Origin of the sequence: Anoxybacillus sp. B2M1, from assembly GCF_001634265.1 — a bacterium.
GTDB lineage: Bacteria > Bacillota > Bacilli > Bacillales > Anoxybacillaceae > Anoxybacteroides > Anoxybacteroides rupiense.
The window spans coordinates 1,536,572-1,562,608 of the sequence record NZ_CP015435.1 but is presented as its reverse complement, the minus strand read 5'-3'; the positions used below and the strand labels follow the sequence as shown (position 1 = coordinate 1,562,608).

The window sequence follows — 26,037 nt, the reverse complement described above, 5'->3', positions numbered from 1 at the left end:
ATGTATTTTGATATACGGTCGCTGTTGTTGAATGAAAGAAAGCAAATTTATGAGCATGCAGAAAAAATTCAGAATAAATTAAAAACCTTTTAAAGGAAAAGTATATTATAATCATCTATAGGGGGATTTTTTGGAATCCGGGGGGATTTTATAACATGCAAAGAATACGAACGACAGATAAAGAGAGAATGAAGCAGTTATACTATACAGGAGTGACGGAGGAAAAGCTGCAATATGTATATGAATATCGAAATATCCTATTTGATCTCGTCGAACCGGTGGTGAATGAGCTGTACGATGAAATCAAAAAGCTAGAAGTTTTGCGCGAGCTGATTCAGCAGCATTCGACGTTTGAGAGATTAAAAGAAACACAAAGGCGATATTTGCGCGAATGCTTTGAGGCGACCATTGATGATGGCTATATTCAGAAGCGCTACACGATCGGACAAGTCCATTCGCGAATCGGGCTTAGTTTATCTTGGTATTTAGCTACATATACTCGCTATGCTGATATTTTATACAAATATATTTCACAGGTGCTTCCAGAACAAGCGACAACCATTTTGCTGACGATCCAGGCGATTTTTTCATTCGATATGCAGCTGACGCTTGAAGCATACAAGGCTTCGGAAGTGGACAAAGCTGCTCATCCGCTGCGCTGGGAGCTGGAGCGGCTACGGCAAATGAACGGGTTTACCAAAACAGACTTGAAGCATTTGGAGCAGTTTAGCGGCTATATTTCTTTTTGCATTGACAGCATTATCGACCAGTTTGATCATGCCTTTACCTATCGCTTAGGGAGCGAGCCTTATTACAGCTTTATCGCGAAAGATAAGTATTTAGTGTATATTCGCAATTTTTTGCTGCAATTTTTTCAAGAAAAGGTGTATGAAGACCTTGAATCGTATTTTCTAATTATTCGGGATTGGAGCCGCCTGATCATTGAACGGGGATATCCGGAAAGCTTGTTCCATATTGCGGCTGAATCGGTATGCGAAGCGCTGAAAAAAGTATTTCTGACAAAGGAGTATTTGCATGATCGGCATATTGTCCAATATATTCATTCCTTTGAACGATTTTCCAAGTTTACATTGGCGATTATGAGTGAAATTATTCGTCCCTATTTATTTTTGCGCGATTTTGATTTTCTTGATATTTATGCTTATGAGATTAGCACGATTGATTTTGGAAGGCTGACATGGATTGATGATAAAATGCGGCGCCTCTTGCGCACGCTTGGAATTCATGAAGAAAATCCGATTGGCCGAAGATGCTACGAGCTGCTGCACAATCGAACCGTTCCTTGCTCAGGCTGCCCTATTCTGGAGCAGACAGATGAGCCGCTGCTTGTGACACTTCGCAACGACCAAGGGACTAGTTATTATAAAATCCGCTCTTTGCCGCAAACCAAAATTTTTGAGCTTTCGCGTGCGCTTTTGGTGATTCAGGATGTGACAAAAGAATCGAAAGTCATGTTTGACACGCTGGAGCGGCTGCTGCAATTGGCGGAGTATCGCGATGACGATACGAAGAACCATGTTCATCGGATTGGCAGGCTGTCAGGCATGCTCGCTCGTTTAGCTGGCTGCGATGAACAATTTGTTTCCCAGATCGAAATTGCTGCGAAATTTCATGATATTGGCAAGGTGGGCATCCCCGACTATATTTTAAATAAACCCGGCAAGTTGACGAAGGAAGAATGGGAATCAATGAAAACGCATGTTTTAATTGGACATCAGATTTTGGCCAATTTGGACTTGCCGGTGATTCAAATGGCGGCCAACATCGCCCGTACGCATCATGAATGGTGGAATGGCGAAGGATACCCAAACGGTTTAAAGGAAGAAGACATTCCGCTGGAAGGGCGAATTGTGGCCATTGTGGATGTGTTTGATGCTTTGTTATCGAAACGAATTTATAAGGATGCGTTTCCGCCTGAAAAAGTGAAGGAAATTTTATTGGATGGCCGCGGAAAGCAGTTTGATCCGAAGCTGATCGATTTATTTTTGGCGATGTGGAATGAATTTTTAATCGCGAGAGAACGCTTGCAATAAAGCGAACAGCATGCATGTTGTTCGCTTTATTGCTTTTTGAGCAAAGCTATGCCGCAGGTGTTTGCCTTATTTTCATCATAGGGTGAAGCTGTTGGACGATCGGCGGAAGGCGCATTTGTGGACGTGTTTTTTCATCAAAGTCCTTTACCAATACGATGTTTTCCGTCTTTCATATGGAAAAAATTTATTGTGCCTTCCTCTACTATTCAACAATATTCGACATTTGTTATGATAAAGGTGATTTTCATCATAGATTAGCTTAAAGGGGATGACACAATGCCGCAAATCAAACGAAGCTTGGCGACTCGACTTTCATTATGGATGGCTGGCACGTTTGTCGCACTTACATTAGTGAATGCTTTCGTATTTTCGTATATTGTCCAGCAGGCGTCGAAACGCACAGTAGGGAGCTATGCTGCTGAACAAGCAAAAAATATTGCCGGCATGCTGGATACAGAGAAATATGCGTCATTTTTGCAGCAGCCAGCCGAGAATGATACATATTGGCAGTTAAGAGAGCAATTGAATGATATTCGGGAAAAAATCGGCGCATTGTACGTATATACGTTGCGCGTCGATGGACAAAAACTCTCCATCATGATTGACGGTCAACCGCCAGGCTCCGAGGTGGCATCGGCCATAGGCGATTCTACTTCTTCCACAACGTTAAAAGACATTGATGGAGCGTTAAATGGAAAAACAGATTATACGGATATCGTCCATGATCAACAGTATGGGGATTATTTATCAGCATTTGCGCCGATTATGCATAACGGCAAGATGATTGGAGTGCTTGGTGTTGATTTGCCTGCAAACTATGTGGAGCAAACCATGTCTGCGGTGAAGGAACAAATCCGCGGGCCGTTTCTTCTCGGGTCTGCTATGGTGGCGATTCTGATTAGCGCAGGAATCTTCCTATATTTGCGCCGCCGCTTCCGGCCGCTCACTCTATTAACAGCTGCATCGGAGCAGATGGCAGCAGGAAAACTGGGAGAAGCGCACCAGAAGATCCTCCAGCTTAGGGACAAAGGAAACGATGAATTGTTTGCTTTAATTCGCTCATTTAAAACGATGGTGGACCAAATGTCTCTTCTGATTGACAAAATCAAGCATAGCAATGATTGGATGGTGCAAGCGTCCAGCGAACTGCAATCGCATGCTGCTTTTACGGAAGAGCAAAATGAAAAAATGGTCAAAACAGCCGGCATTGTTCATTCTTATTCACAGCAGCAGCTTGAAAGCATGAGGGAATCCAATGCGGCGATTCAAGAAATGGCGACTGGCATCCAGCGCGTCGCTCACTCTTCCTCTTTGCTTGCTGAATCGGCTGAAGAAATGAATCGCGATGTTCAAACAGGGGATCGTCATGTTGATCAAGCGATGCAGCAAATGGAAAGCATGTATGCCAAAATCAAGGAAACCGCGAACTGCATTCAACAATTATCGGAAGGAACAGATGAAATCAGCCATATTCTTGATGTGATTCGCGGTATTTCCGAGCAAACGAATCTTTTAGCGTTGAATGCGAGCATTGAGGCGGCCCGTGCTGGAGAAAGCGGCCGCGGATTTGCGGTGGTGGCCAATGAAGTTCGAAAGCTGGCTGAGCATTCAAAAAGCTCCGTTGATACAATCGGAAAGATGATGGACCGCTTCCGCATAACCACCGAACAAGCCGTTCAGCAGATGGAGCAAGGGGAACAGGAAGCAAACGCAGGCCGCGGCCAAGTGGCGGAAATTCGTTCGATTTTTGCCAACATCGTAACAAACGTGCAGAAAAACACAGATGAAGTTCAAGAATTATCCGCCATTGCTCAGCAGATGTCGGCAGGAACAGAAGAAATTGCCGCCGCCGTAGAGCACACGTTGTCAGCCGCAAGGGAAGTCAGCGGCTCGATCAGCACCATGGTCCAATCGGTCGAGCATCAAGGGCAGCTTGCTAAGCAACTTAGCGAGATGGCGCGCCGCATTCATGGGGTATCGGATGAGCTGCATGAACAGATCCGCCAATTCCGAGGATAAATTTAGCGAAACCCTCGCCCTTTCCTTGGAATCACGCACTTGCGCCCAACAAAATGGCCATTAGCCCCCGACTCAAGCCTAAAGCTTGGGTTGGGGGCTTTTATTAGTTTTGTTGAACAGCTGCCTCTAGCCAATCGCGGTACGTTGTATGGGGATAGAACAGGGTTTTGTTTTTTATTGTCTTTGAGTTGATACGATATTTTAAGAAAATGTAGTGGAGATCTTTAGTATGTAGATCCATATATAGGGCTATTTTCTTAAAATAAACGAAAATAGATTTAATTTCCCCTATTCTCCTTTTCTGTACAAGTGATTAAAATGATATTGTCCCAAATTTAGATGAAAAAGGAGGGGATTCGGCTGATTGTTTGATCATTGATTTTTTTCTTTATTTTTTTCAGTTTAGCAACGAATGAGGTGACAACAGATGAGGAAAAGGAAGTCTAAGTGGTATTCATTTATTTCTTATTTGCTTGCTTTTACAATGATGTTTTCAACGCTTGCTCCTTTTGTTCAAGCGGAGGAGAATGCGCCTCCAGCAGTGAACGCTTCTCCGACAGAAGCTCCAGAGAATGGTGAAGCGCCAATTTCCAATAATGAAGGGTCTTCGTCGTCTCCTTCCGCAAACGTCGAACAGGGGGATTCCATCCCTGCTTCTGATGCTGCTAATGAAACGTCAGAAGCAGGGTCTCCAAGCTTTTCGAATGATAACCAAAATATCGTCTCTGCCAATGATCCTTATCCGAAAGAAAAGGAAATCCCAGCTCTCCGGACGGAAACAGCGAAGGTCTATGAAAATTCGGATGGAACGTATACCGCAGAAGTATTTGCAGAGCCGATTCACTTTAAGAAAAACGGCCAATGGGTAGATATTGATAACACACTGGTTGAAAACTCACAGCAGGAATTCGAAAACAAAGCGAATCAATTTAAGGTGAAATTTTCTAAAAAACCGAAACAAAATCGCCGAGCAAGATTGTTTACGTATGAAATCGCTGGCCATCAAGTGGCGGTAGAGCTATCGGATGATGACGCTTCAGCAACAAAAGTATTCAGGGGAATCAAGGATGTAGCGGGAACACTCCAAAAGGATCGCATCCAATATAAGCAGATCTATCCTGGAGTGACTTTTGATTATACTTTAGACGGAACAAAGGTTAAGGAAAATATTATTCTCGATTCCTATCAAGGCAATAACCGTTTTACATTTCATATTAAAGCTCAAGGGCTAAAGGCTGAGAAGCAAGCGTCTGGTATCATCGAATTCACAGACGCCAAAACAGGAGAATTTTTATTTTATATCCAGCGCCCATACATGTACGATTCATCAAAAGAAGGAAACGTGTCAGAACAAGTCACCCAAGAGGTGACACCTGTCGACGATGGATTTATTCTCACTGTCACAGCAGATGAAGCGTATTTAAAAGATCCGAATCGCGTATATCCCGTCGTCATTGACCCTTGGATCGACGTGTTCCAAGCGCAGGATACGTACATTGCGAGCGGATCTTCCACTGGCTATCATAACACTGATAAATTATTGGTCGGATATGACCAAACAATAGGGAAGACGCGTTCTTTATTAAAATGGACCCTTCCTGTTATCCCAAATGGAGAGGTCGCAGGAGCTTCCGTTGGTCTTTATCAATACACTTCAAATGCAAATGTTCCGATTTATCTTCATCGAGTGACAAGCTCTTATAATACGACGACGGTCACCTGGGCTTCCCAACCAAGCTTCTTGGCGACAGCTGAAGACTCCCAAAGTTCGACAAGTACAGGATATGTGTACTTTAATGTATCGAACTTAGTGAAGAGTTGGTATGATGGCACGCAATCCAATAACGGGATACTCGTCAAGTATGCGGATAGTCAAGAAGGAACTGCTAAAACCAAATATTTCCGTGCAACAGAGTGGGTAAATCCGGATGGTTCGCCATTTGGTAAACCGAAGCTTGTGGTCAGCTTTCGTCCTAAAGAACTGCTTGGGATCACCGATTATTGGACGTACACACCTGATTTATTCCAAGGAGAAGGAACCGCCGTTGTGAATGTGATCAACGGAAATATGGTATATGAGATTAACCTTCTATCATTACCGGGAAAGACGGATGCATTTCATTTAAATTTAGTGTATAACAGCCGTTCTAACTATTCCGGATCTTATGGAAAAGGTTGGATGTTTAGCGCCCAACAAAGCCTTTATATTAATCCAGATAAATCTATTATTGAATATCGGGATGATAAAGGAACTCGCTATCACTTTGCGAAGCAGCAACATGATACGTCTGATACGTATTCAGCACCAGAAGGGACGTATTTAGAGTTAACAAGCGATGCCAATGGATACTACATCAAGCGTCCAGATGAAACGACCTTGTACTTTGATCAGTCAGGAAGAAACACGAAAATTGTGGATGAAAAAGGAAATGCGATTATTTATGAATTTGATGGAAGTTCCAATCGTGTCATAAAAATAAAAGAACAGTATAAAAACGAACCGCCAACACGAGAAGTTTCATTGAGCTATAACGCTAACGGATTGCTGGAAAAAGTGGTTGATTTTCGTGGTACGCAGATGGTGCTTACCTATGAAACAGTTAACGGTACCAATCGCTTAACCAATATTATTTACGGCTATAATCGAACAGAAAAGAAAACCATTGCTTTTGATTACAATGCCAATCATCAGCTTATTGGCATTACAGACGCGAACGGAAACCGAGGCGAAATTCAATACGACTCATCCAATCGGGTAACGAAGCTTATTGACCCTCGCTCTACTACTATTTACTCAGAACTATCGTACCCGAGTGCCACGGAAACTATTTTTACCGATGCGCGAGGCAATAAAACGTATTATAAAAATAATTCTGATCAAAATAAAGCGACCGTCAATGTGACACAAATTACCGAAGACTATCAAGGAACTGCTCCGGCAACGACCATCTATGAATGGGAAAAGAACCGAATAGTAAAAGTGATGGAGCCTAATAAAAATACAGGTGATCCAGATCCTTCCGTAACGCATCAGGCTCAATATGATGAGAAAGGAAATCTTAAAGAAGCTTCATCGCCAAACAATTTGCAAGTAACAAATGATTATGATGACAAAGCAAATCTGATCAAGGAGCAATTTAGCAACGGCTCTTATGGTCAATATGTGTATGATGAGCAAAGCAATTTAATTTTTTCTACTAATAACTATGTATTGACTGACTACAATACGTATGATCGGTTCGGAAATGTGCTTAGTACGGCATCGCCGACACGAGTCACTCATAATCGTTTGCCAAACTCGAGTTTTGAGTACGTTGACACCAGCGGTTACCCATTAAATTGGAGAAGGTATACGGCTGGGCAGTACGCTCGAAGCAGCGATCATGCCGCTGGCAAGTATTCGGCTAAAATCACGCTGACTGGCAGCGAAAGCGGCGGCTACTATTCGCAGATCATCCCCGTTCAAGCAGATGAAGGAGATAAAAATTACACGATCGCAGGATATGTCAAAACGCAAAGTGTAACTGGAACCGGCGCCCAATTCCGAATTTATCCGCTCGATGCCAGCCAGCAAAATATCAAGGATAGCTCAGGACAATCCATTGTGTTTCTTTCTTCAGCATTAACGGGAACGAATGATTGGACGCGTCTGTCTGATTACGTTCAGCTCCCCGCAAATACAGCGTATGTTCGTGTCGATTTGCTGTTTAAAGGGGCTGGCACCGTCTATTTTGATGCCGTACAGTTTTTATATGGCGCGATTCTTGATGATTATTACAGCAATGAAAACGCCGGCTTTGAATGGGGAACAGGCACTGTAGCCGATACATGGGAGCTAAACAGCCTTGGAGCGAATGATGGAAGAACGACAGAAAGGGTTCGGCGCGGCAGCTATTCTCTGAAAATCAATGGTGCAGCGAATACGTCTCGATATGTGGGACAATATGTAGAGGTTTCAGGAACAAAAGGAACGCCGATCACCATTTCTGGTTGGGCCTACACAACTGGGGCCAATGCTTCCGGTGGGTTTTTTGGATTGCGGCTTCGTTTTGTAAAGCTTGATGGCACTTCCACCGCTGTGGATATTCCATTTGATTCATCCGAACGTCTCAGCAACCAATGGCAATTTGTAAAGAAGACCGTGCGCGCGGATGTCGATTTTACGCAAATGAAAGTTTATGCTATGTATGAAAATCAGACAGGAACGGTTTATTTTGATAATATGAAGGTGGAAGAACGTGCTGCAACGGCGTCCCAAACCTATACGAGCGACGGCAGCTTGGTCCAAACGGAAACAGATGAATTAGGCCGTACAACATCATACAATTATGATGCCAACGGAAATCAGACGGCATCGATTCTTCCAAGCGGAAAAAAGACCAACTACCAATACGATTATTTAGATCGTCTCAAAAGCGTTACATTGGTCGCAAGTTCTGATACGGACCCGAACAACATTACCACATCCTATGAGTATGATGCACAAGGAAATGTGAAAAAACGAATCGACCCGCGCGGGTATGTGACATCGTTTGAATATAATGCGATTAATCAGATAAATGTAGAAACCGATCCGTTAGGCAAGTTTATCCGTTATGATTATGATGAGGCAGGGAATGTCAAGCTTATTGAAAAAGGAAAAGGTGCGACGGCACTTTCTTCAATTGGCTTGATCTATGACCGAAAAAACCAGCTGCAGGAAAAATGGATCAATGGGCAAAAGGCGTATACGTACAGCTATGACCGTACAGGAAACGTCAAAGCGATTACGCTCGCAGACGGAAAAACCTATTCCTTTAGTTATGACGAAAACAGTCGGTTACAAACGGCACAAGAACCAGGCGGATATACAGTGGAGAATGTGTATGACAATACGGCCGGCAGTTTGACGAATGGGATGCGGACGTCCTACAAGGAAACGGTTGGGGGAGCGACATACACGACTTCGTTTGGATATGATATTTTACGGCGGCTGACATCTTTGACCGCGTCAACAGGTCAAAAAACGGAATTCTACTATAATGAAAGCGGACAGCCTGCTCGAATCAAATGGGCGAATACGACCGTGCATCAATCGTATGATGATTCGGGAAATTTACAAACCCAGCAGATCATCGGCAATGACTTGCTTAAACTGGTGTACGGATACGACGCCGATGACAACATTGTTAGCTACTTCGACGGCACCCATACACATACGTACACGTACGATTTCGCCAACCGTTTGAAGTCATGGACGTATCAAGGCAATACGGTTCAATACGACTATGACGCGTCCGGGAACTTGAAAAATCCGCACGGCAAGACGTTGACGTTTAATGCGGCCAACGAAATCGAAGGGTTCACATATGATGACGCCGGCAATCTTCTCGAGGACGACCGCTACCAATACACATGGGACGGAGAAGGACGCCTGCTTTCAGTCAAAGACGTAAACGGCAACACGGTCGTCAGCTTCACGTATCGCCCAGATGGACTGAGAGAAACGAAAACGGTCAATGGCGTGACGTACCATTATCACTATGACGGCTCGGACTTAATCCGCATTACGAACGACAACGGCCAAACCGTATGGGCGTTCACATGGGCGAATGGCAAGCCAAACACGGTCACAAACCAAAACGGTAACACGTTCTACTATGTGACGAACTACCGCGGCGATGTCGTCAGCATTGTCGATGAAAATGGAACGACGGTCGCGAATTATAGCTATGATCCATGGGGAAAAGTACTTTCGGTTTCGGAAAATGCGGCCGTGGCTGGACAACCGCTAGGGTATGCAGGATACTATTATGATAGAGAAACGAAGCTGTACTACCTACAGGCAAGGTATTACGATCCGGAGACGGCGAGGTTTATTTCGAGGGATGCGTATCCTGGAGATAAAGATAATCCATTAACACAAAATGGATACACGTATACGAATGATAATCCTGTGATGTATGTTGATCCAGATGGAAACAATCCTGTTCTTATAGCAGCTGCCGTACAAATTATTAGACAGGTCGCTACAAGAATTGGACCTAGAGTTGCTTTGGCGGCTTATACAGTTTTAAAGCCATGGCTAAAAAAAGTAAGAGGTGAGGCTAAGAAATATAGTATTAGAGTTAGTGGTCCAAACTCAAAAAGTTTTAAATTTCAGATTGCTATTATAAAAAAAGGTGTTAGCAAGCCGGTTTTTAGATTAGAATATCACTATGAACGCGGAAAGTGGGAGCTACATTATCATGTGGGTGATAAACGCGTAGTTTTATGGACCAAGGACTAGAAATTTATCTGATATTTTTATAATGGTTTTTATAGAAAGGGGGGGTTTTATGGAGAACTCTTGGGAAGGGTTACTCGATTTATTTGAACTTTCACGAGATATAAGGGATCAAGCACGTTTAATCATATGGAAAGAGTTTCCGTGTGAATCTCCCGAAGAAAGTAAATTAGTTGAATTGTTGGAGTCGATCAAAAAACTTTTTAAAACAGACGATGATGTAAAGCTTGTGTGGTTCGAACAAGTTCCGAGTAACCCTGGCATTTTTTATTTAAATGAACAACGAGTAAATAGGGCAAATGCAATTGTTATTAAAGATTTTTGGGATACTTTAGCGGGTCTCTATCTTCTCTTTTTGCCAAAGGAATTTGAGGGAAGGAAATTGGGCATTGGGTGTGATGATAAGCTTATAGGTGATATTCTAAGTAAATATAGAAAATTATTATTGAAAACACCTGATGGTCAAGAATTGTTGTATATATATCTAGAAAACCATTAATAGACGGTGCAATTGATATAATATATAAATGCAACTAAAAGGGTTAACATATCGCTCTCCAAAAAGCTTTTCGCTGACTATTCAACTGTTTGGGATAAGCATTTGGCTAGGTCTGCGCCACTTCAAGTGGTGACGCAGACCTAACTATCAATCGCTCCACAAATCCCTTTTGGAAGCAGGGGACGCCCTTTCGTAGATCAATGAAAGGTCAATTATTTTCAGAAAGAGACACAAACGTTAACATCCCGAACTGTATTTATATAATGGAGGCAGAAGAAATGTTTATCGAAAAACAAGAGCCTCTAGTAATTGGTGATCGTCATTTCATCTATGGATATGAAGGGGAGAAGCTATCTTTATTCCTAAACAAATTTCAAGATTTACATGATTTCCTCAAGGATAAAAATAGATATATGATTGATTTTGTGGAACACGGTTCGGAACTTTTTAATCACCTAATAAATTAAGAAGAAAATAGTTTATGTATTCACTAACATTAAAGACTATCTAGAATCAGATTATGAGGGGAAAATTGCAAAATTGCTAACTTTAAAGAAATTTAAAGAAAATGGGTGGGAAGAACTTGATCACCCCCAGAAACACCTTCTCTTAAGAAAAATAGACAAAACGATAGATATTAATGAGTTCAAGAAAATTTTTTTGGTCTCCCTACCAATGACTTGCTTTTCATTTTTTGCACACAAAACTTTTCTACAAGGGAGTTATTTCAGAAAATAAAGCTTAAACAAGTTGGGGAACTATATAGAAATATTGAATTAATCAAGCTAGTTTCCCGAGATATATCCATTGGATATGATAGATTCATGATAATCAATGAAAATAGTGATGATGAACACAATGTGTTGATTCTCTATACAGAGGAAAAGTTATAACGTATACCTATGAGTTCAAAAAATTTTAACAACACGGAACAATAAACCAATAAAGATTTGCCTCAAGAGTTTTGATAAATCTTGAGGTTTTTTATTTAGGCTAGGTTGAGGAATATAGTTATGATGGCCCGGACTTAATCCGTATCACGAACGACAACGGCCAAACCGTATGGGCGTTCACATGGGCGAATGGCAAGCCAAATACGGTGACGAATGCGAATGGCGATACATTCTACTACGTCACGAACTACTGCGGCGATGTCGTGCGGATGGTCGATGGAAATGGTGCGACGGTCGCGAATTACAGCTACGATCCGTGGGGCAAAGTGTTGTCAGTTTCGGAAAATGCGGCCGTGGCTGGACAACCGCTAGGATATGCAGGATACTATTATGATAGGGAAACGAAGCTGTACTACCTACAGGCAAGGTATTACGATCCAGAGACGGCGAGGTTTCTTTCGAGAGATCCGTATCCGGGGGATTTGGATAATCCTATCACTCAAAATGGATATACTTATGCGAATAATAACCCGGTGATATATGTTGATCCAGATGGTAACAATCCGGTTTTTGCTGCTTTAGTTGGTACTATACTAAGGTTTGCAACCCCTTTAATTAGGAAATATGGTGCTAAAGCTATTCAATATGTAGGGACAAAGATAAGAAATTTTGCTTTGAAACTATTTAAAAACTTAACAGATCGCTATAGAATTACTTCAAGTTCGAGTGCTGTTGTTGTCATTTTAGATAAAAAGAACGGGAATAAGCGAGTCTTCAGCCTTGATTATCACGATAAGATTCCTCTTAGGAAGATAGGACAGAAAGGAAAAGTGAAAAATATAAAAGTATGGCATTACCATATGAATGATCCTAAAGTGCATTACGTATTTAGATGGTCTATTCCGAGTGGATATACTTTGTATGAAGAAAATTATTCCTATAGGCTAGTGTGGTGATAAACTATGGTTGCAATTAGCATTGAAGTGATGAAACCTGAACCGAATATTCATTATGAGCTCGTAAATGAGGTGGGCAATGAGCGAGTTTATCGAGTTTCTCTCTACAATGAAGATGACAGCAGCATTGAAAATATTAGGGATCTATTAATCAATTTTTTAACATTAAAAAATGAATTTCCGACATATATTTATTTTGAAGCATTTGATGACTTTGATGAAGATCTTAAATTCCATGGGGTAGATTTTCAAATTTTGAAATTGGGTCAGATAGAAAATAAGAAAAAGAACTTCTCTCCTATTTTTAAAGTAAAAGCTCAAAATATAGAAGAACTTCGGACAGTAGTAGATCAAACATATAATTTCGCGATTGCAACGCTTCCTTATTACATCACATTTACCAGTAACTTAAACTTTGATCTGCGTAAGTGGACTTTTCCCGAACAAGTAGCTATACCGAAGTTTGATTTTACAAGTCCCACCTCCTATATTTGGATAGGGTATGATGGTTTGTTCTTTGAATTAATTACAAATGAGGCAAGATATTTGGATAGTAGTGGATTTATAAAAGAGTTACCCAGATATGTTGAAGTGGTTGAAGTCATTGAGTCATATAGTTGAGGAAATGGAGTTAACCTTTTAGAGGATGGATTGTCTAAAAGATTAATTCAACATGCAATTTAGGCTTAGTCCCCATTGAGAGGGACTAAGTTTTTTGGTTTTAGTTATCAGCTTATTAGTCTTTTTCAAGAATTTAGCCACTCACTAAGTATATTTTGCAATAAACACCTCTTGCAGTAACTGCAACATTGGCTGCAATGGCAGCATATGCTGGTGCAGAAGCGATTAAGAATTTTATCATTTGGGCCTATGAAACAGGAAAACAGTAGAGGCCAACGAAAAAAGTGCCCAAGACTTTATCTAAAGAACGATGGCAGCATATTAAAGAAAGACATTTTCCAAATTACCCTATGAAAGAGGGTAAAGGAAACCTTTTTCCAACCAATGTTTGGAGTGAGGGGGTTATTAAAAATAAGATATTAGAGATTGCTAATGCAAGTTATTTGCCAGAGTTTCATGATGCAACGTATAAAAATCGAGCTTATCGGTTTGCACCTGTATTCTATAAAGGATATGCATGTGTTATTAAGGTTGTATATTATAAACAGGCAGGAAAGATAATTACTGCTTTCCTATAGGGAATTTTGGAAAAAAAAGGTGTAATTAAACTGTACTAGTTGCATAGAGGATTGTTGATTGAGTAAGGAAAACCTTTAGTCAGTTAAAATGTATAATATTTAGCATAAATTTTTATGTTTGCCATCAAATTATTGAGTAAAGCGTGGGAATAAAAGGGGAGCCGTTATAAAAAAGAGTTGGTTACACGCGTGAACTACTCACCACTTAGCTAAAGCTTGAAGTGGGAGCTTCTCAGTTCCACGACGAAAGCCGCCTTTCGTCTCCCTGAGCGTGACTTCGGGTCGTTCCAACCCTAGATGTCCGACAATTCGGAGTTCTTTTGTACCTTGGATATTTTACGCATGGAAGGATCCGCTTGGTTTTCGCATTTTATTTTCTCCATGCAACCTCCTATATCCAGTTATGAAAGAACGACATAGGTTTATTTTACCACAGGGTCAGACAATTGAACAGGCAAAAGCCTGTCCTTGTCCGAAGTCGATTCATCTCCCACTTTCATCAAGCTTCGCAAGATTTAGAAGTGGGAGACTTCTCGACTGAAGAATGTTAAAAAATAATCAAGTTAGTCATGGTGAATTTAAACGGATTGAGAAAGAATTTATTGAGTATATAGAAAAATGAGGGTTTGTCTTTAAAAGAAAAACTATGTATAAAGGTAAGCTATTTGAATACAAATTTGTTCAAGGAATTTATCTAATCCTTAACACGGATAAGGAGTATGATGAAGAGTGTAATTGGACACCATGGGGGGAATGGCAAGTTTGTGACAAAAATGGAGGGATTCTTTATTATCTCTCTGATGATGTCACGTCTAATATTACGACCGTTGATGGTGAAGCAACAGCTTGCTTTGGCTTTTGGATGGAAGAAGTAGAAGACATTCCTTCTTTTATTACTAAATATTTAAAGTATAAAACACACAAAGAATAGTGTAAGCAGGATTAGAATTAGGCTAAACATATTTATTTTCAACTAGTAAATTGCCTTAGCTCTGAATTTACCCGGTCTAAGGCTTTTTATATGTCTGTAGATGCACTTACTTACATGTTTGATTATGAAACATTGAAAAGAAAGTTTGGGAATATGGGCATTTACATGGACGAAATCGAATACGGTGACAAATGCGAATGGCGATACATTCTACTACGTCACGAACTATCACGGCGATGTCGTGCGGATGGTCGATGAAAATGGAGCGACGGTCGCGAATTACAGCTATGACCCGTGGGGCAAAGTGTTGTCAGTTTCGGAAAATGCGGCCGTGGCTGGACAACCGCTAGGATATGCAGGATATTATTATGATTGGGAAACGAAGCTGTACTACTTGCAAGCGCGGTATTACGATCCGGAGACGGCGAGGTTTATCTCAAGAGATCGAGATCCGGGAGACAAAGACGATCCGATCACTCAAAATGCGTATACGTATGCGAATGACAATCCGGTGATGCTGGTGGATCCGGATGGAAATCGTGGATTAACCACATTGTATCGGACTGTTGCAGGTGCTCTCACATATGTTATGGTCAGCGGGGCAGTAGCAAAGAGTTTAGTTAAAAAAGCGGTAGGGAAAGTAGCAAAGAAGGTTTTACGTAAGGGTACTGGAAACCTCAATAGTCTACTAAAAAAGAAATCATTAGGTAGAGGTTCAACAGGAAGAACAACCCCTAACAGCCTTGAAGAACAGTTAGCCATGAAGGAAGTATTATCAAATCCACTTGCTGGAGCTAGGGAGGTAGTTCCAAGAAGTAAAATGAATGATAAAAGATGGCTGGGTTCAGAAGGATGGGTAAAAATGCAAAGAATTATTAAGACTTCCAAAGGAAATATCAATATTCACTTTAATTACAATATCAAAACGGGAAAATTTGATGACTTTAAATTTAAGTGATAGGAGTGAATAATGTTTGAAGGTTAGATGTATTACAGATGATGGCTATTTATTTAGTCCAAGAAAGGTAAGAGAAGGTTATAATCAAAAAACCACCTATAACGGAATAGAAGTTAATAGAGATTATAATGTCTATGGAATATTATTTTATGAAGATGGGTTAAGATATCTTTTATTTGACGATTACGAAACTCCTTATTGGTATCCGGCAGAATTATTTGAAGTTATTGAAAATAAAATACCTGAAACATGGTATTACAAGTTTTATGGATATGACGAGGAAGGGATTTCTGCAATCTGGGGGTATGATGAATTAGTGCATTCTGAGAAGCATTTTGATGGATTAAGTGAGCAAGAGCCAGAAGAGATAGAATTATTTCTAAAGATAAAAAAAGAAATGTATAATTAGATTGAATTTTTTGGTGGTTATCGCGATGATAACCACCATATTTGTTTTGAAGATATGATGGCGACAACGACTAAACGGTATGGGCGAACAGGAAACCAAATACGGTGACGGACCAAAACGACGATCCGTTCTATTATGTCACCAACTATCGCGGCGATGTCGTCCGCATTGTTGATGAGAACGGAGCGACGGTCGCGAATTACAGCTATGACCCGTGGGGCAAAGTGTTGTCAGTTTCGGAAAATGCGGCCGTGGCTGGACAACCGATAGGGTATGCAGGATATTATTATGATAGGGAAACGAAGCTGTACTACCTACAGGCAAGGTATTACGATCCAGAGACGGCGAGGTTTCTTTCGAGAGATCCAGATCCGGGAGATTTAGATAATCCACTTTCACAAAATGCGTATATTTACACAGAAAATAATCCAGTTATGTACACTGATCCCAATGGTTATAGTAATAAATGGTATGATTTGGGGCAAGGCTGGAAGGCAAGAATTGATAGTGCGAAAGGCAGTACTCAAAAACATGTACACCTTTATGGACCAAAAGGCCAGCATTATTCTCAAAATGCAGACGGCTCTATTCACGATAAGCATAAAAATAGTAGTGGTGAGCCACCTAAATGGGTTAAAAAGGTGTTAAAGCAAAAAACAAAATGGGACTGGGATGCAAACGCTAAAAAATATGAAAAAAAACAAAAAGAAAAAAAAGCAAAGGATGCTGCCAAAAAAGCAGCAAAAGTTGGTGCAGCAGCTGGTGCAGGGTATATTGTATATAGAGGAGTAAGGATGGCGCCTTCTCTATTGCCACCATTATGGCCGACTTTGCCAGCCAACTTGGTTATACCATAAAAATTACATCAGCAAGGAGGAATATGTGGTGAAATATTACACTTTTGAGCTCTGGGGCGATCAATCCCCGGAGGCAGAGAAGCAATGGCTAAGGAACGATAAAGCCTATTATGAGAGGGTAAAATTTTTAAAAAAAAGAATATCTGATGAAGCGTATAAAATTCTCGTTGAAAAAGGATTTCATGACTATACTCTTAACGAATTGAAAGTGATTCAAGAAGGATATGATTTCAGAAAATGGAAAATAAAAGTTGAAATGGTCGTTACCAATGAAATAGAGATATGGAAAATAAAAGTTGAAAATGTAAAAAAAATATTTATTAATCATAATGGTACATCTGATGATACAGGATTTGATGATTGGGGATATGAGGAACTTCTTGATGTAGATGAAAGTACTTTGTCTTTTGAAATATTATTTGCCTCAGGTTCAACCATATTGTTGCATTTTCCTAATAATAATATTTTTGTAAAACAAATAAAGTAGTGCTATCTAGTCGAATTAGTTTTAGTGGATCTAGTCATTAACTAATCGCTAGGCAACTTGCTAGATTAAAAGATAGCTGCTTTGCAATCATATGAAATTGCCTTAAGAGAGCACATTTGCTCCTTCTTAAGGCTTTTTTATAAATTTAAAGAAGAAATTGGATATATACACAATGTAGCGAGCCAGATTGAAACGTATAATTGTAAATTAGCACATTATTTTAAGCTGATTTTTTCAAATAATCGTGACGCAGGAAGATTAACGAGTTAGCATGTTGTCGGTATAGAAGATGCGTTGGATCTTCGCTATATATACGATGTGGATGGAAATATCGTAACGTGCTTTGATGGTGCGGATTCATATACGTACGATTTCGCCAACCGTTTGAAGTCATGGACGTATCAAGGCAACACGGTTCAATACGACTATGACGCGTCCGGGAACTTGAAAAATCCGCACGGCAAGACGCTGACGTTTAATGCGGCCAATGAAATCGAAGGGTTCACATATGATGACACCGGGAACCTCCTTAAGGACGACCGTTACCAATACACATGGGACGGAGAAGGACGCCTGCTTTCAGTCAAAGACGTAAACGGCAACGAGGTCGCCAGCTTCACGTATCGCCCAGATGGACTGAGAGAAACGAAAACGGTCAATGGTGTCACGTACCATTATCACTATGACGGCACGAACTTAATCCGCATTACGAACGACAACCGCCAAACCGTATGGGCGTTCACATGGGCGAGTGGCAAGCCAAACACGGTCACAAACCAAAACGGTAACACGTTCTACTATGTGACGAACTACCGCGGCGATGTCGTGCGGATGGTCGATGAAAATGGAGCGACGGTCGCGAATTACAGCTATGATCCATGGGGAAAAGTGCTTTCGGTTTCGGAAAATGCGGCCGTGGCTGGACAACCGCTAGGGTATGCAGGATACTATTATGATAGAGAAACGAAGCTGTACTACCTACAGGCAAGGTATTACGATCCAGAGACGGCGAGGTTTATCTCAAGAGATCGAGATCCGGGAGACAAAGACAATCCGGTCACTCAAAATGCGTATACGTATGCGGATGACAATCCGGTGATGCTGGTGGATCCGGATGGGAAGTTTGCTATTTCTATTGATAGAATAAAATATGCATTAAAGTACGGCTTAAAAGGTTGGCTTGCTTCATATTTTGATTGGGCGACTGCGGATAAAATTGTGGCTGGGAGTGTAGCAATTGCTGATAAAATTTATAAAATTGCAACAGAGATAGCAAAAGGGTATAAAGCAGGAAAAGCTATAAATACTGTGTTTAGAGAGGCCCTTAATAAAATACTAATTGGAAGAGGGTATAAAAATCAAATTCTTAACATAGTGAAGAAGCAAGCAAGAAAAATAGGGACAAAAGTTGTTTTACGGAGAATCACTACACTTAGTTTTTGGTGGACCGATCTTGCGTTATTTACTGGTTATACTATTGTAAGTTACAATAAATATCGTAAATAATCAATATTGGATCATTTTGAGGTTGAGGGTTATTATCATTATGAGAAGACTCGTTAAATTGCTCATATGTTACTTCGTAGTTTTATGTATTTTCTTTTGGTTATTTTACAACATGGCTCTAACTTCCCAAAAATTTTATGATATTAGTGTTATAGGAAAAATCACATTATTTTTTAAGATTATAATATTCTTATTAATACTCCGTATCATAGATTTTATAGGAAAAAAAAATTATACAGTTTCTAATATACAAAAAAATATTGTATTTATTGTTGCTTGCCTATTATCCGCTTTAGTAATGGGGTACATTACATTGGAATAACCTTATTAGCCTTCTCAATAATTTGGTGCTCGAAAAGTTTTTTATTTTTATACATCGAGATAACCGAATGAAAGGGAGGGCTTTTTTATACAGGAAACGAAGAAACTATTTGATTATCAGTGGCTATGGATAATGCCGTGTATGAAAATATATTTTTGTTAAGGTGTCCCAATAAATATAATGTTTACCGTAAAATGGATGTTAATAAAAATCCTATGTATGAACAGTTAGAAGAGATAAAAATTCGATAACTAACTCTATGCATTTGCGAGCTACTGTGGTGATGTAGTTCGAATTTTTGATGAAGATGGCCTGACTGTCGCAATTATCCCTATGATCCCTAGGGTAAAGCTTTGTCTGTTTCCGAAGACACAGCTGTTGCTGGACAGCTGCTAGGGTATGCAGGATATTATTATGATAGGGAAACGAAGCTGTACTACTTGCAAGCGCGGTATTACGATCCGGAGACGGCGAGGTTTCTTTCGAGAGATCCGTATCCGGGGGATTTGGATAATCCTATCACTCAAAATGGACATACTTATGCGAATAATAACCCGGTGATATATGTTGATCCAGATGGCGAATTACCTTGGGTAGTCAAAGAGATTGCAAAGTTTGCTATAAAGCAGGCTGTTAGAAATCCTAAAAACCTAAGGATAGTTGTAGAAAAAATAAGAAGCTTTACAAGGCAAAAATATATAAAAAAAGCTCTAGACCAGTTAGGCTTAGAAGTACAATCTAATTTAAAAGGAGGATATATTCTTAAAATAATGGCAAATAGGAAGCGTATACTCTCTATTGACTACCATGGTTTAAATATCTTTAAAGGTACTGGAAGTATAAAGGTAAGCACACTAGACATATCCCTATACTGCATATGCATTTAGGAGGAAGCGAGACTCATTATATATTTAAATCGTTTGTACCTGACGAACTAAAGATTAAGCCTTTTGCTAAAAATAATCCTAGATATATATTCATTTCAGAATTTATTTTTTAAGGGGAGATTTTTATTGAAACATATTAAAACATTTTTATTAACACAATTAGATGAGAATCCTTATGTAGAATTTTCAACAGGTATAAATGTTAATAAACTTCCATTTATTGTAGAGGAAATTACCTTTGATGATACGATTTCTTTTGACGATGTCAGTTCTGTTATTCAGGGAAAAAAACTAATAATCCCCTATTTTTCGTTATCATCTTTAAATAAAGAGTTAAAAAAATACAAATGTATTATAAAAAAAAATATGAAAATAGCTGTGATTGAAGATTTTGAGTTCAACTTAGATATATTCTATTTGTTGAATGAAATAGAGTATACTAATGTTTATTTTATTGCTGATTTTTTTGATGAAATGGAGATATTATTACCAAAGGACAGAATGGAGGGAATAACATTTAATTTCAACAAATTGAATCAACTAATTTTTATTCAATTTGAATCAAAAAAGATGATAACATTTAAATATTAATTCGTATCGAAAAAGATGTTCTATAGTTATTTATCAATAGTTAGAGGGATGGAAAAACTAATGGGTGACAGACATTCGTTTGTCACCCATTTCACATTGCAGAAAATCTAGTTCGATACAAAGAGCATTCCTGTTAGAAAGGCTTTTAGGAGCTTGAAAGAAAAAGCATCTTGGTATGATGCAGCGGTTGCCAATTGTCAAGTTGACACTGTTATCAATCAAACCAAAGAGAACTAATCGTACGAAAAATTGAACAACCGCCAAACCGTATGGGCGTTTACGTGGGCGAACAGGAAACCAAATACGGTGACGAACCAAAACGGCGATCCGTTCTACTACGTCACCAACTACCGCGGCGACGTCGTCGGCATTGTCGACGAAAACGGCACGACGGTTGCGAATTACAGCTAGGATCCATGGGGCAAAGTGTTGTCGGTTTCGGAAAATGCGGCAGTGACTGGACAGCCAATAGGATATGCAAGAGGGCATCAAACGGGAGGGATTCCGACAAATGTTGTTGAAGATGTAATGAAGAACGGCACTTCAAGAACAGTCATTAGAAACGGTGCAATTAGAATTATTTACAAACATAATGGTGTTAGAGTTGCCGCTGAAGAACGAGGGAAAATCGTGATAGCTCCCATGCGATACTATTAGCAAAAGAGTAGGGTTCAGCGAATATTAGGAGGCAATGAAATGAGAAGGGATTATTATGAAAGAATTGAAAGAGCCGTCAAGTATATTCATGATCATTATGACGAGCCTATTCATCTTGATACATTAGCCAACGTTTCCCATTTTTCGAAATATCATTTTAATCGTATCTTCACTTCGATTGTTGGAATGACACCGATGTCTTATGTGAAAAAAATTCGTCTGCAAAAGTCGGTGTATTACTTAACTGAAACGACTAAATCTATCTTGGAAATCTCCAATCTCTGTGGTTTTGGCTCCGTTTCAAATTTTAATGCTGCTTTTAAACAACATTTTCACATGGTTCCCAGTGACGTAAGAAAAAAACATCAAAATCGCAATATTTCATTAGATATAAGCAAGAATCAAGAAGAATGGTCTGCTCCGATCCGTTATACTTACGCTAACCATCATTTATTAAGGAGAATATGGAGCATGAATATAACGATTAAAGAGCTTCCTGACTATGAAGTGGCTTTTGTTAGGCATGTGGGTAGTTATTTAGAAACGTATTATGCATGGAATCAATTAAACGAATGGGCAAACCGAAACGGATTGTATCCGCCAGAGCACGATTTTATTGGCATCTCATTGGATGATCCACTTGTTGTAGAAGAATTTGCTTGCCGCTATGATGCGTGTGTGACGCTGCCGACCGGTTTCAAGGGAGATGAAGATCCCGATATTCAATATAAAACAATACCTGGCGGATTATATGCCTTATATCAGTTTTACGATACGATTGATAAATTAGCGATTGCGTATCAAAGTTTATTTGGACAGTGGTTGCCAAATAGTGAGTATGATGCGGATGATAGGCCGTGCCTGGAATTTTGTATGAATAATCCAGAAACAGATCCGGAAGGAAAGTGTAAAGTTCATTTATATGTCCCTATAAAAGAAAGGGGATCATCTAGCGGGGGCTAGGAATAGGACGAATGATCTGGCGACGATGGTCGATCGTAATGAAGAAGTCCTTGTCATTTTGATGTTGTTCATCCTTTTTTTGGAAATTAAAAAATGGTTGTCATTTCCATAAAATAATGGTAGCATAGGAATAACTGAATAAGTCTTATCAAGAGTGAACGAGAGATCGGGCTCAATGACTTCACAGCAACCTGCGCTTGACGCAAGGTGCTCCTACCCGCAAAGCGCTTCGCTTTGAATGATAAGGACGGCTTCAAGCTCTTTTCGCGTCATTCATGGCGGAAAGAGCTTTTTATTTTGGCAGAGCCGTTTGTGACCATCCTTATTGAGAAAGGGGCGAGACTGATGAGCGAAACGATCCGCAGGTACATGGCGTGCCATATGAAAGCTGCTTCATTCGCTTTACATGTTGCCAGCGGTGTAAAACGTCAGCTTCGTCAATGGGATTCTACAGCGATTTTTTACATTGATCACCATACGAACTTTTTTCTATTGTATGGGCAAGCATTTGGAAAACCGTTTCAACTGTTACTTACGTTGGCGGAAGTGGAAGTGTTCAAAGCAGAAGAGCCCTATGCGCTCGATCGTTACATTTGGCGGGAGCTAAGAGAGCAAGGGCTGCCGGTCGGGCAGATTGATTAAAAACGTTAGAAAAGAAAAAGGAGAGGGAGCTATGGAAGTCGAAATAGATGAGCATGCTGGTATTCGAGGAAAAGACATGGAAACGAATGTCAGCGGAATGAGATTGACTCAGCGAAATGGGCGGTTCTTGTCTCCTAAATGGCATGTCGCTATGCTCATTGATCCCTTCGAAACCTTACCTTAGCGAGAGGGAATGAAACAAGAAAAAAGGACGGTTGCCATCGCTTAGAGTACCGTTCATGAGGAAAAACGGTAGGGCCTTTATTTTTTCTTCGGCACGAGCAGCAAATGGCCGGAATTCTCAAATTGGTAAAGTAAAAAGAGAAAAACAAGCGTCCCGATGTAAAGCGGGACCTTGTTTGGGATTTTCATGTTACGATCTTTGATTAGAGGGAACGATCGATATGATCTATTATTTTGTTGTTAATAAAATCTCGGGAAACGGAAAAGGGCTGAAAGTTTGGAAAAAGGTTGAAAAGCTGCTTCAAGAGAAGCAGGTAAATTATCAAGTTCGTTTTACAGAACGTCCAAAACATGCGGTAGAAATAGTGAAGGAGTTTTCTTCTGAAGCATGCAATGCGGTTGTCGCCGTTGGCGGCGATGGCACAATCCATGATGTGGCAAACGGGCTCATTCATTCGAATATACCTTTAGGGATTATTCCGGCAGGGTCAGGAAATGATTTAGCAAGGGCTCTTGATATACCGATGGACTATAAAAGGGCGTTGGAACGTATTTTAAAAGGAAAGAAAAGAAAAATGGACGTTGGAAAAATTGGCGAAGAATACTGCATGACTGTGACGGGAATCGGATTTGACGGCAAAGTGGCGGAGATCAACAATGCCGCTAAATATAAAGATTTATTAAATCTCGTTAGGTTAGGCGATCTTTCCTATGGATTGAGCGTTTTGCATGCTTTATTCCAATATCGTCCCGTCCGCATTCAATTAAAAATTGACGGGGAGGTTCAATTTTTTTCAAATGTATGGTTCATTGCCATTGCTAATACTCCGAATTACGGCGGAGGGATTAAAATATGTCCGGATGCTTGTTACTATGACGGACTTTTTGACATTTGTATCGTACATAGCGTCACAAAATGGGAGCTGTTACGCACGTTTCCAAAAGCGTATAAAGGAAAGCATGTTTCACATCCAAGTGTCACCATGATCAAAGGAAAACAGGTAGAAATTATCGCTGAACCGCCGATAATTGTCCAAAGCGATGGCGAGATTCTCACGAAAACTCCAGTGAATGTAACGATTCAGAAGGAGGCGTTGCTAATTATGTGACCCTCCCGCAGGTAAAAAAGCTGTTCAAGCCATTTATTTTCATCTAAGGAACGCTTTGTGGGCAAATGAATAGGTTCACTGGCGTTTCTTGTTCGAGAGAAGAAGCAGGAAGATCATTCTGTTTTTAGTAGCATAATAGATCATCAGCACTAATGATATATTTATACTATTTTATAAATTCTAAAAATTAATTGAAAAATAGTGGAAAAAGTGATTAAATAAATGGTAAGTAGTATACATTTCAATGATCATGCTTAAAGGATTCGTTGCACGAAATTATAGAAACGATGTTTCTTATTACAAAACAATAAGGGGTGTGAGGATTGCTCGCCACAGAATTTTTATCAGAATTAAAGGCGATTTTGCGCGACAGCCACGTTCAAGTAGAAGAAGATGTGGGACATCCGCTGGGAAATAGCGGTCGGATCACCGTTTGTCCGCAGTCGGAAGAGGAGATTTCCAATGTTTTAATGTATGCAGACAACCATGGAAAAAAAGTAACGATTGCCGGCGGCGGAACGAAGAGAGGATTTGGCGGGGGAACGGAAGTCGCCGATCTTTTGCTTTTACTGGCGGAATATAAAGGAGTTGTCGAGCATAACGTTGGTGACATGACATTAACGGTTAAAGCCGGGACACCATTTCAATCTTTGCAGGAATATTTAGCCGAATATAACCAAACGATCGCGTTAGATCCGATATGGCCAGAATATGCCACGATTGGTGGAGTGATTGCAGCGAACGACAGCGGTCCGAAACGATTTCGTTATGGTTCTGCTCGCGACAGCGTCATTGGAATGAGAATTGTTTACCCGAATGGAACGATTATCCGCTCGGGCGGCAAAGTGGTTAAAAATGTGGCTGGCTATGATATGAATAAGCTGTTTATCGGTTCTATGGGGACGCTCGGAGTGATATCGGAAGTAACGTTGAAGCTTCGCCCGCTTCCGAAATATGAAAGCCTTATTCTATTATCCTTTCAAGAAGGAAAGATGGAAGAAATACGCGCTTTTGCTGTGGAATTGCTAGATTCGCTGATGGAACCGACATCCCTGGAATTGTTAAGCCCTTCTTTATCGGAGCGGTTAACAGGAAATCATGCTTATACAGTAGCGATCAGCTTTGAAGATGTCGAAAGCGCTGTCCATTACCAGGAGAATTTTGTCAAGCGCATTCAGCCAGCCAAAACAAACATAACGATTTTACCATTAAAAGAAGCGCGAGCATTTTGGAGACAATTTTACACCATCGCTCCGAATGGGAGGGAAAGCGGAAGCAGCAACGAAATAGAGGCTGCTTTGAAAATCGGCGTTGTCAATCTCGATGCTCTTCAAGTCATAAAAGCAAGCCATATTTTACAAGACGCTATGAATATAGCTGTTGAGGCGCATGGCGGTCTTGGGCATGGACTATGTCAAATATATATCAAAGGGACGGGCGAAGAGATTGTTGCTGCCATTGAGCGGCTTCGTCAGTTTGTGATCCCGCTTGGCGGATACGTGATTGTGAAACATTTGCCGTTGGCGCTTCGGCAAAAAGTAGAGGTTTGGGGTGAAAAACCGTCTTATTTCTTCCTATTAGAAGGTATTAAAACAAAAATAGATCCCCATTCTACTCTTAATCATGGACGATTTGTAGGAGGGATATAAT

The 26,037-nt window shown here is 40.3% G+C and carries 22 protein-coding genes and 1 riboswitch; all 22 genes read left to right on the top strand.

Annotated elements, in window-relative coordinates:
* The first annotated feature begins 155 nt into the window (after window positions 1–155).
* Window positions 156–2,054, top strand: a complete 1,899-nt coding sequence (locus GFC28_RS07495) for a protoglobin domain-containing protein (protein ID WP_044742116.1) — start codon at window positions 156–158, stop codon at window positions 2,052–2,054.
* A 276-nt stretch (window positions 2,055–2,330) separates the two neighbouring features.
* Window positions 2,331–4,073, top strand: coding sequence for a methyl-accepting chemotaxis protein (locus tag GFC28_RS07490; RefSeq protein ID WP_044742117.1), 1,743 nt, complete (start codon window positions 2,331–2,333; stop codon window positions 4,071–4,073).
* Between the two features lie 427 nt (window positions 4,074–4,500).
* Complete coding sequence (locus GFC28_RS07485) at window positions 4,501–10,341, top strand: DNRLRE domain-containing protein (protein ID WP_066329376.1); 5,841 nt, start codon at window positions 4,501–4,503, stop codon at window positions 10,339–10,341.
* Between the two features lie 49 nt (window positions 10,342–10,390).
* Complete coding sequence (locus GFC28_RS07480) at window positions 10,391–10,837, top strand: hypothetical protein (protein WP_044743687.1); 447 nt, start codon at window positions 10,391–10,393, stop codon at window positions 10,835–10,837.
* 278 nt (window positions 10,838–11,115) lie between these two features.
* Window positions 11,116–11,304, top strand: a complete 189-nt coding sequence (locus tag GFC28_RS07475; RefSeq protein ID WP_156487518.1) for a hypothetical protein — start codon at window positions 11,116–11,118, stop codon at window positions 11,302–11,304.
* A gap of 695 nt (window positions 11,305–11,999) precedes the next feature.
* Window positions 12,000–12,686, top strand: coding sequence for an RHS repeat-associated core domain-containing protein (locus GFC28_RS07465; RefSeq protein WP_066329378.1), 687 nt, complete (start codon window positions 12,000–12,002; stop codon window positions 12,684–12,686).
* Between the two features lie 6 nt (window positions 12,687–12,692).
* Window positions 12,693–13,307, top strand: coding sequence for a hypothetical protein (locus GFC28_RS07460; protein ID WP_044741994.1), 615 nt, complete (start codon window positions 12,693–12,695; stop codon window positions 13,305–13,307).
* Between the two features lie 284 nt (window positions 13,308–13,591).
* Window positions 13,592–13,885 (top strand): hypothetical protein, encoded by a 294-nt coding sequence (locus tag GFC28_RS07455; RefSeq protein WP_044741995.1) that lies wholly within the window; start codon window positions 13,592–13,594, stop codon window positions 13,883–13,885.
* A 646-nt stretch (window positions 13,886–14,531) separates the two neighbouring features.
* Window positions 14,532–14,816 (top strand): hypothetical protein, encoded by a 285-nt coding sequence (locus tag GFC28_RS07450; RefSeq protein ID WP_066329382.1) that lies wholly within the window; start codon window positions 14,532–14,534, stop codon window positions 14,814–14,816.
* A gap of 184 nt (window positions 14,817–15,000) precedes the next feature.
* A complete protein-coding gene (locus GFC28_RS19590; protein WP_231883429.1) occupies window positions 15,001–15,774 on the top strand; it encodes an RHS repeat-associated core domain-containing protein in 774 nt (257 codons plus the stop codon).
* Window positions 15,775–15,790: 16 nt separating this feature from the next.
* Complete coding sequence (locus tag GFC28_RS07440) at window positions 15,791–16,183, top strand: hypothetical protein (RefSeq protein WP_044741807.1); 393 nt, start codon at window positions 15,791–15,793, stop codon at window positions 16,181–16,183.
* A gap of 104 nt (window positions 16,184–16,287) precedes the next feature.
* The gene (locus GFC28_RS07435) at window positions 16,288–17,040 is read left to right on the top strand and encodes an RHS repeat-associated core domain-containing protein (protein ID WP_066329386.1); all 753 of its coding nucleotides are present in this window, start codon (window positions 16,288–16,290) and stop codon (window positions 17,038–17,040) included.
* A gap of 28 nt (window positions 17,041–17,068) precedes the next feature.
* A complete protein-coding gene (locus tag GFC28_RS07430) occupies window positions 17,069–17,527 on the top strand; it encodes a hypothetical protein (RefSeq protein ID WP_044741992.1) in 459 nt (152 codons plus the stop codon).
* A 294-nt stretch (window positions 17,528–17,821) separates the two neighbouring features.
* Window positions 17,822–19,033 (top strand): RHS repeat domain-containing protein, encoded by a 1,212-nt coding sequence (locus GFC28_RS19585; RefSeq protein ID WP_066329390.1) that lies wholly within the window; start codon window positions 17,822–17,824, stop codon window positions 19,031–19,033.
* 675 nt (window positions 19,034–19,708) lie between these two features.
* Window positions 19,709–20,242, top strand: a complete 534-nt coding sequence (locus GFC28_RS07415) for an RHS repeat-associated core domain-containing protein (RefSeq protein ID WP_052661050.1) — start codon at window positions 19,709–19,711, stop codon at window positions 20,240–20,242.
* A gap of 126 nt (window positions 20,243–20,368) precedes the next feature.
* Window positions 20,369–20,833, top strand: a complete 465-nt coding sequence (locus tag GFC28_RS07410; protein ID WP_044746758.1) for a hypothetical protein — start codon at window positions 20,369–20,371, stop codon at window positions 20,831–20,833.
* Window positions 20,834–21,262: 429 nt separating this feature from the next.
* Window positions 21,263–21,490, top strand: coding sequence for a hypothetical protein (locus tag GFC28_RS07405; RefSeq protein WP_044746757.1), 228 nt, complete (start codon window positions 21,263–21,265; stop codon window positions 21,488–21,490).
* A gap of 39 nt (window positions 21,491–21,529) precedes the next feature.
* Window positions 21,530–22,453, top strand: coding sequence for an AraC family transcriptional regulator (locus tag GFC28_RS18750; RefSeq protein ID WP_082063873.1), 924 nt, complete (start codon window positions 21,530–21,532; stop codon window positions 22,451–22,453).
* A 142-nt stretch (window positions 22,454–22,595) separates the two neighbouring features.
* A riboswitch (SAM riboswitch) is annotated at window positions 22,596–22,701 on the top strand.
* 97 nt (window positions 22,702–22,798) lie between these two features.
* Window positions 22,799–23,095 (top strand): hypothetical protein, encoded by a 297-nt coding sequence (locus GFC28_RS07395; protein ID WP_044746785.1) that lies wholly within the window; start codon window positions 22,799–22,801, stop codon window positions 23,093–23,095.
* 31 nt (window positions 23,096–23,126) lie between these two features.
* A complete protein-coding gene (locus GFC28_RS19230) occupies window positions 23,127–23,279 on the top strand; it encodes a hypothetical protein (protein WP_156487517.1) in 153 nt (50 codons plus the stop codon).
* A 220-nt stretch (window positions 23,280–23,499) separates the two neighbouring features.
* Window positions 23,500–24,387 carry a diacylglycerol/lipid kinase family protein gene (locus tag GFC28_RS07390; protein ID WP_335340436.1) on the top strand — a complete coding sequence of 296 codons (888 nt, stop codon included), beginning with the start codon at window positions 23,500–23,502 and terminating at the stop codon, window positions 24,385–24,387.
* 323 nt (window positions 24,388–24,710) lie between these two features.
* Window positions 24,711–26,036 (top strand): FAD-binding oxidoreductase, encoded by a 1,326-nt coding sequence (locus tag GFC28_RS07385; protein ID WP_044746756.1) that lies wholly within the window; start codon window positions 24,711–24,713, stop codon window positions 26,034–26,036.
* Window position 26,037 lies beyond the last annotated feature (1 nt).